Raw genomic sequence first — 6283 nt, forward strand, 5'->3', positions numbered from 1 at the left:
GAAAGTGTAACTTTGTGCCATAGCGGAAACAACAATGAACCCAAGAGCAAAAAATATCATTTATTCACTCCTTTTGCTTGTGTCGATTGTCGGTGTTTATCATTACCGGGCGCACCGGAAGCAGCAAGAACAGCAAACCAAACAACAGCAGCTTGGTTCCGGTTGGTTTGAGTTGCGCGGTTCGGCACAAGGCACCACCTATCAAATCAAGTATTACGATTCTTTGAGGCGCGATTTTCAACCGGTCATAGACTCTTTGTTGCGCCTGTTCGACCAAGCGCTTTCAACCTACTTGCCCACTTCGGAAATAAGCCGCTTCAATGCCGGCGATACCAAGCGTTTATGTTATCGATTGCCTTACTTTTTGCCCGTATTACAAAAAAGTAAAGAAGTATATGAAGCGACCGGCGGCGCTTTCGACCCGACGGTTGCCCCCTTGGTGCGCGCTTATGGTTTCGCGCCTGCTGCCCCCCCCGAACCGCCCAAGGGTGCGGTGCTTGATTCTTTACGCCGTCTGGTTGGTTTTGCCAATATCGATTTCAATGATTCGTGTGTTTGGAAAAAGCGCGACTTCGTGCAGCTCGACTTCAACGCCATAGCCCAGGGTTATAGTGTGGATGTGCTGGCAGACTACCTGCTTGCCCAAGGCGTGCATCGTTTCATGATTGAGTTGGGCGGCGAATTGCGCTGTGCCGGTAAAAACAAAGAAGGGAATCACTGGCGCATTGGCATCAAAGATCCCTTACAGGCCGAAAAGGGCAAAAGCGTAGCTTATGCTATTGTTGAGCTGGAAAATGAAGGGCTGGCTACTTCCGGCAATTATGAAAAATTTTATGTGAAGAACGGTAAAAAATACACCCATACCATAGACCCGCGCACCGGTTACCCGGTTACTCACAGCTTGTTGAGTGCCACCGTGATTGCCCCTGATGCCATGACTGCCGATGCTTATGCTACTGCCTTCATGGTTGTGGGGCTGGACGAAGCCCGCCGCCTGCTGGACAAACATCCGGAACTAAAAGCCTACCTGATTTATGATGACCGGGGAAAACTCAATGTGTTTGTATCGCCGGCACTCAAACAGCGCATTGTAGAAATAAAACAAGAAAGCAACTGATATGATGCAGAAGTCGCAAGATTGGTATAAAGAATGGTTCAATACCCCTTTTTACCATATACTTTACAAATATCGAAACGAGCAGGAAGCCCGTGTTTTTATTCATAATCTGGCAAAAGAACTTCATTTTGTTGCCGGACAAAAGGCACTGGATTTGGCCTGTGGACGCGGACGCCATGCCTTGCACCTGTGGAATGAAGGACTGGATGTAGTAGGCGTTGACCTTTCCGGGCAAAATATTGCCTACGCCAAGCAATATGAGCGCCCTCATTTGCGCTTCGATGTGCACGACATGAGGCTGCCCTATGCGACGGAAGCATTTGACTATGTCTTCAATCTCTTTACAAGCTTTGGTTACTTTGAGTCTGATGATGAAAACTACCGTGTAATAGAGGCCATTTACAAAGAGCTGAAGCCGGGCGGGCAAGCAGTCATCGACTTTTTGAATCCTGCTTATGTGATGGCGCACCTCAAGCAAGAAGAAGAAAAGCATGAGGAAGGCATCACTTTCTACATCCGGCGCTTTATTGACGATGGCTTTGTGGTAAAGCGCATACAGTTTCGCTTCGAAGGGCAAGATTTTGAGTTCTTTGAGCGTGTGCGTTTGTTTCATCTCGATGATTTCCGGGCATTTTTTCAAAAAGCCGGTTTGACACTCAAAAACCTGTGGGGCGACTACGCCCTCTCTGCTTATGAAGCGCCCCGGTCCCCACGCATGATTATGCATGTATGCAAAGAGTTGGCATAAATATTGCCCGTTATGCAGAAAAGGCGTATATTGTAAATTATTTGACCAACATCATTCATGCGTTCGAGCCTCTTGGTATTCACTGCCTGTCTGCTTACAACAGAGCTTGTCGCCTGTAAAAGCAAAAAGCAGATTTTGATATCACAAATTTGGCGGGACGACGTCGAACAGCTGACACAAACCTATCTTTCCGTATTGTCGGAAGAAGAGAGAGCAGCTGTTGTCAAAGAGCCGCAGAATCTCAAGCGCATGCAGCAAGAAAGTGCACAAGAGCGCTATCATTTCGATGCAGATGGCATCTTTATGAGAAGTTCGGATAACGGTACCTCGTGGTATGAAGCCGGCCGGTGGCAGTTGCTTGATAACCAACTTGTCGTGGGCAAAGATACTGTATGGGTGAAGAAAATCAGCAAAAAACGCATAGTGTTTTATATGAAGCCGGCTGACCACTCTAAAATCAAAGAACCCGCAAAATTTATATTGCTTCCCGTTCGTTAAGTCTTTAATCAATATAAACTCTCAAAGTCAATTTGTATGAAGAAGTATTTTTTGTATGCCGTCATTTTATTAGCAGTTCCCATGCTTTTTAGCGCTTGTAAAAGCGATCCTAAAAGCTTGATGAGTGCACATGCCTGGACTTTCGACCCCGATGCAATGAAAGCCGACATGTTGGCAAACGCAAATGAAGAAGAAAAAGCACTGATGGAATCCATGTGGCCCATGATGAAGCAAGCCATGAAGGCTTACAGGCTTACCTATAACGCAGACGGTACCTATAAAATGGAGACGCCTATGGGGAGTGAAGAAGGTACTTGGGAAATCGTGGACGGAAACACCTTGCGCCAAGTGTCCACCGGTGCAGAAGAAGGGGGGAACGAACCCGTAGATCTTGAAATAGTGGAAATCAGTAGCAGCAAGATGGTGTTAAAGGAAAAATCTGAGGAAGGCAGGCAAATGATCTTTATTCCTGCCGAAGAGCAAGAATAGTAAAAGTATTAGTAAAGTCTTTGATAAACAAAAAGTAAAATGAGAACAGTAAGTAAATTAGCAGGAGTGTTGATGCTCACCTTGGTTTTGTTGAGTAGTTTCACACTTGACAACCCCCGCAAGCATTTACTCAAAAAGTGGATGCTTGACAAAGAGTGGTTGAGCCAAAAGTTGGACGAACAAATAGCCATCTTGGCTAAGGAAAACCCCGAGCAAGCAGAAGAGCTGAAAGCCCAAAAAGAACTGATGGTTACGCTATTGGGCGCTATGACCATGGAGTTTAAAGAAGATGGAACCGGAATCACTACTTCGGTACAGGGCGAAGCTGAATTTGAGTGGTCGCTTTCAGAGGATGGCAAATTGCTTACCTTGAAAGAAAAAGGGGGCGAGGAGGCCGGCGATGCCATGCCTGTGCAAATATCGGAAAGTCGCTTGGTATTAGGCGAGGGCGATGACAGCATCGTATTCGTTCCTTTTCAAGAAGAAGAAGAAACTGAATAAGCAGCTGTAAAACGGCAGTCTGTCACAAGGCGAGGGGGCTTTATGCTTTCCTCGCCTTTATTTTTTGATATAAGTAGCGGCGCCAGGTACCTTTCATATAATTGTATTTTAACGTGCTGCGTAATGCCAGCCACCAGTAAGTATTCATTTCCACGGCAAAAGAAGGTTGCATGTAACAGTTGATGGCACAGCCCTCGCAGCCACTTAAACGCCCTTCTTGACGTATCCACTTTTGTACTTGTGCACTGTGGTACAACTCAAAAAGATTGTTTTTTATGGGAAAACGCGCTGCCGATAAATGATAACAAGGCACAACCAACTCATTTTGAGGCGAGATAACCAATGTGCTGCTGCCGGCACGGCATACAGGCTTGCGAATATCATTGCCGCCATCTGCGCGCAGTTTCAAAAAAGCCTCATTTAAATAAACCCACGGTTTCCTCGCCCACTGTCGTAGTATGTTCAGGCTTTCGGGCGTGAGCGCTTCACCCACTTCGTTGTAATGAAATACAGGATTGATGATGAGTACCAAGCGGTTCGGAAGGCATATATTTTCCCAGATACGCTGAATGTGGTGCAAGTTATGATTGGTAGCCGTAAAGAGAATATCGGGACGTTCGCCCAGCGCAAGAGCTACCTCTATGGAGCGCATGACATGCTCAAAGCAACGCACCCCGCGAATGCTGTCGTGGCTTTCTGCATCGGCAGCATCCAAGGAAAAATGAAGCATGTCTATCTTCCCTTTGAGTGCTTCGGCATATTTAGGATAAAGCAAAGCATTGGTGGTGACGGTCGTAATAAGACCCAATGTTTGTGCATATTCTAAAAAGTCGGGGAGCTCGCGGTGCAACAAGGGCTCACCACCGGTAAAATCCACTATATCAACCCCCAGACGACGGGCATCTTTCAAATTTTGAAATACCGCTTCGCGATGAGCATAGGGAGAGGGGCGCTCCCATATGTCGCAAAAGCTACAGCGCGCATTGCATCTGTAGGTAAGGTAATAGTTGCATAACACTGGGTGCCGTACGAGTCGCATATGCCAAATAGGTTGAGCAAGTAAAGTACAAAAATAAAAAGGCAGTGTACACTTCACTGCCTTTCTTTGTACTGTGTTTTAGCTCTTAATTAAATAGGTTGTTTTTTCAAATGTAAAGCCAACTCCTCCAAGAAGCGGTCTATGAACCCCTGCCGCACATGAGGCATCACCACAATCTTCCACCATTTAGGTGCTCTTTGATAACTGTCAGCTACCAAGAAATATTTCTGCGCCAAGTTTGCAGGTACATATTCTGCCTTAATAGCCACAATATTGATGTTCGGATGACGATAGTACTTTACCCCCAATTCATCCAACGAAGCACATAAGTCATCTGTGCGGTACAGCAGCTCCTCCATCTTGGCTTTCCACCCCTCCGAGCCGTAACGTCGCAAAATCATCCATACGGCTACCGCGTTGGCACCCGAGCGGCTGCCGCAAAGTGTGTAATCTAAGCCCGGAATATATTGTGCCTGTGGCGTAACCACGTAGTCGAAATAGCCCTTGCGAATCATAAAAATTCCCGTACCATAAGGCGCTTGAAGCATCTTGTGACCATCGGTTGCAATGGAAGTAACATGCGGATTCTTGAAAGAATACAAAGGGTCACGGTTTACAAATGGAAAAATAAAACCGCCAAAAGCCGCATCTATGTGCAGTTTGAAAGGGAGTTGTCTTTTTAAGAAGAAGTTGGCATACACATCTACCGGGTCCACGGAGCCAAACATGGTAGTCGATAAGTTCGAAATCACAATGAAATACCGCACGCCCTGCTCCATGGCTTCGGATACCTTCCGCTCCAAATCTTCCTCTTGAATAAGACGCGTGTCTTCCTCCACTGAAATGATAATAGACGGAAGCCCCAAGAGGTTGGCTGCTTTAGGTATAGAGTAGTGCGTATCTTCCGAGTAAACCAACGCTATTTCCTGAGGGGATGCGCCAAATTCCTTTTCGAAATAATTACGGTAAATCCATACTGCTTGTATATTGGCTTCCGTGCCCCCACTGGCAATGTAACCATCTTGTTGCTTGGGCTCGCCTTGAAATACCTGCTCCGAAACAATTTCTATAAGTTCACGCTCAATCGCCTGTGTTCCTTTGAATATCTTTAAAGAACGGCCATTGTCCAAGGTGTGCACCCCAATATGGTTCGGGTTGGCAATGAGTGTTTTCATGAAGGGGGCGTTTTCCAAAAAAGGTGCATCGGGGTAAAACTCCTCTTCATCCAAATAGGTGGCTGGTACCCCTAAAATCGGATATTCATCATAATTAATATTTTCTTTGAGTGCTTGCAATATGCGTTCCTTGATGCGATGGTGTGTATATCTTTCCCAATACATGATAAATGTCGTTTGGTTTTTGCACGGCAAAATAAAGATTTTTAACCGAAAGCTCGATGAGCAAAATCATTAGTGTGAAATTTTAATATTTTGTTTTTCAGTGGCTTATGTGTTTTTGCATAAATTTTTTTCTTGGAACACTTGCACAGAAAGAGAAAGGTATCTACCTTTGCACTCGCAAATGAGGGAAACGGGCGATACAGCAGGCAGCCCGGCGAAAAAAAAGAGGGGCAGGAATTTGGAGGGAAACAAAAAGTGTTTTAGATTTGCATTCGCTTTTGCGGGCAGCGCAGGGCGAAAAAAGTTAACAAAAAGTTTGCAAGGAATTAAAAGAGTGTTTACCTTTGCAACCCGCCTTTGGAAGGAAGGCACAAAGGCTCTTAGGAGTCAGACGTTCTTTGACCTAATGAAAGAGAGTTCACGTTGTCGGGAATCAAACTTTTTTTACAACGGAGAGTTTGATCCTGGCTCAGGATGAACGCTAGCGGCAGGCCTAATACATGCAAGTCGAGGGGCAGCGGGTCTTCCTTCGGGAAGATGCCGGCGACCGG

General features: G+C 45.9%; 7 protein-coding genes and 1 rRNA gene. 6 read left to right on the plus strand and 2 right to left on the minus strand.

Annotated elements, in window-relative coordinates; all coding sequences use genetic code 11:
• Positions 1-34: 34 nt before the first annotated feature.
• The 5 genes from K384_RS11410 to K384_RS11430 all read left to right on the plus strand — a co-directional run bounded on the left by K384_RS11410 (position 35) and on the right by K384_RS11430 (position 3353).
• On the plus strand, positions 35-1117 hold the full coding sequence (locus K384_RS11410; RefSeq protein WP_038032520.1) for an FAD:protein FMN transferase: 1083 nt from the start codon (positions 35-37) through the stop codon (positions 1115-1117).
• Position 1118: 1 nt separating this feature from the next.
• The gene (locus K384_RS11415; RefSeq protein WP_038032522.1) at positions 1119-1865 is read left to right on the plus strand and encodes a class I SAM-dependent methyltransferase; all 747 of its coding nucleotides are present in this window, start codon (positions 1119-1121) and stop codon (positions 1863-1865) included.
• Between the two features lie 135 nt (positions 1866-2000).
• On the plus strand, positions 2001-2363 hold the full coding sequence (locus tag K384_RS11420) for a hypothetical protein (protein ID WP_157630149.1): 363 nt from the start codon (positions 2001-2003) through the stop codon (positions 2361-2363).
• A gap of 36 nt (positions 2364-2399) precedes the next feature.
• Positions 2400-2852: a lipocalin-like domain-containing protein gene (locus K384_RS11425; protein ID WP_038032527.1), complete on the plus strand. Its 453-nt coding sequence runs from the start codon at positions 2400-2402 to the stop codon at positions 2850-2852.
• A gap of 39 nt (positions 2853-2891) precedes the next feature.
• The gene (locus tag K384_RS11430) at positions 2892-3353 is read left to right on the plus strand and encodes a hypothetical protein (protein WP_157630150.1); all 462 of its coding nucleotides are present in this window, start codon (positions 2892-2894) and stop codon (positions 3351-3353) included.
• Between the two features lie 40 nt (positions 3354-3393).
• On the opposite strand, the gene K384_RS11435 is transcribed toward K384_RS11430, so the two are convergent.
• Positions 3394-4392: a radical SAM protein gene (locus K384_RS11435; RefSeq protein ID WP_038032537.1), complete on the minus strand. Its 999-nt coding sequence runs from the start codon at positions 4390-4392 to the stop codon at positions 3394-3396.
• 89 nt (positions 4393-4481) lie between these two features.
• Positions 4482-5732 carry a pyridoxal phosphate-dependent decarboxylase family protein gene (locus K384_RS11440; RefSeq protein WP_038032530.1) on the minus strand — a complete coding sequence of 417 codons (1251 nt, stop codon included), beginning with the start codon at positions 5730-5732 and terminating at the stop codon, positions 4482-4484.
• Between the two features lie 446 nt (positions 5733-6178).
• On the opposite strand from K384_RS11440, the gene K384_RS11445 reads away from it, so the two are divergent.
• Positions 6179-6283: ribosomal RNA gene (locus K384_RS11445) — 16S ribosomal RNA — on the plus strand; the annotation flags it as partial.

The sequence above is a fragment of the Thermonema rossianum DSM 10300 genome, assembly GCF_000426825.1.
GTDB classification, from domain to species: domain Bacteria; phylum Bacteroidota; class Bacteroidia; order Cytophagales; family Thermonemataceae; genus Thermonema; species Thermonema rossianum.

Coding starts and splice junctions, on each gene's coding strand:
- K384_RS11440 (WP_038032530.1), bottom strand. CDS start 5,732: ATGTATTGGGAAAGATATACACACCATCGCATCAAGGAACGCATATTG.
- K384_RS11415 (WP_038032522.1), top strand. CDS start 1,119: ATGATGCAGAAGTCGCAAGATTGGTATAAAGAATGGTTCAATACCCCT.
- K384_RS11430 (WP_157630150.1), top strand. CDS start 2,892: ATGAGAACAGTAAGTAAATTAGCAGGAGTGTTGATGCTCACCTTGGTT.
- K384_RS11435 (WP_038032537.1), bottom strand. CDS start 4,392: ATGCGACTCGTACGGCACCCAGTGTTATGCAACTATTACCTTACCTAC.
- K384_RS11410 (WP_038032520.1), top strand. CDS start 35: ATGAACCCAAGAGCAAAAAATATCATTTATTCACTCCTTTTGCTTGTG.
- K384_RS11425 (WP_038032527.1), top strand. CDS start 2,400: ATGAAGAAGTATTTTTTGTATGCCGTCATTTTATTAGCAGTTCCCATG.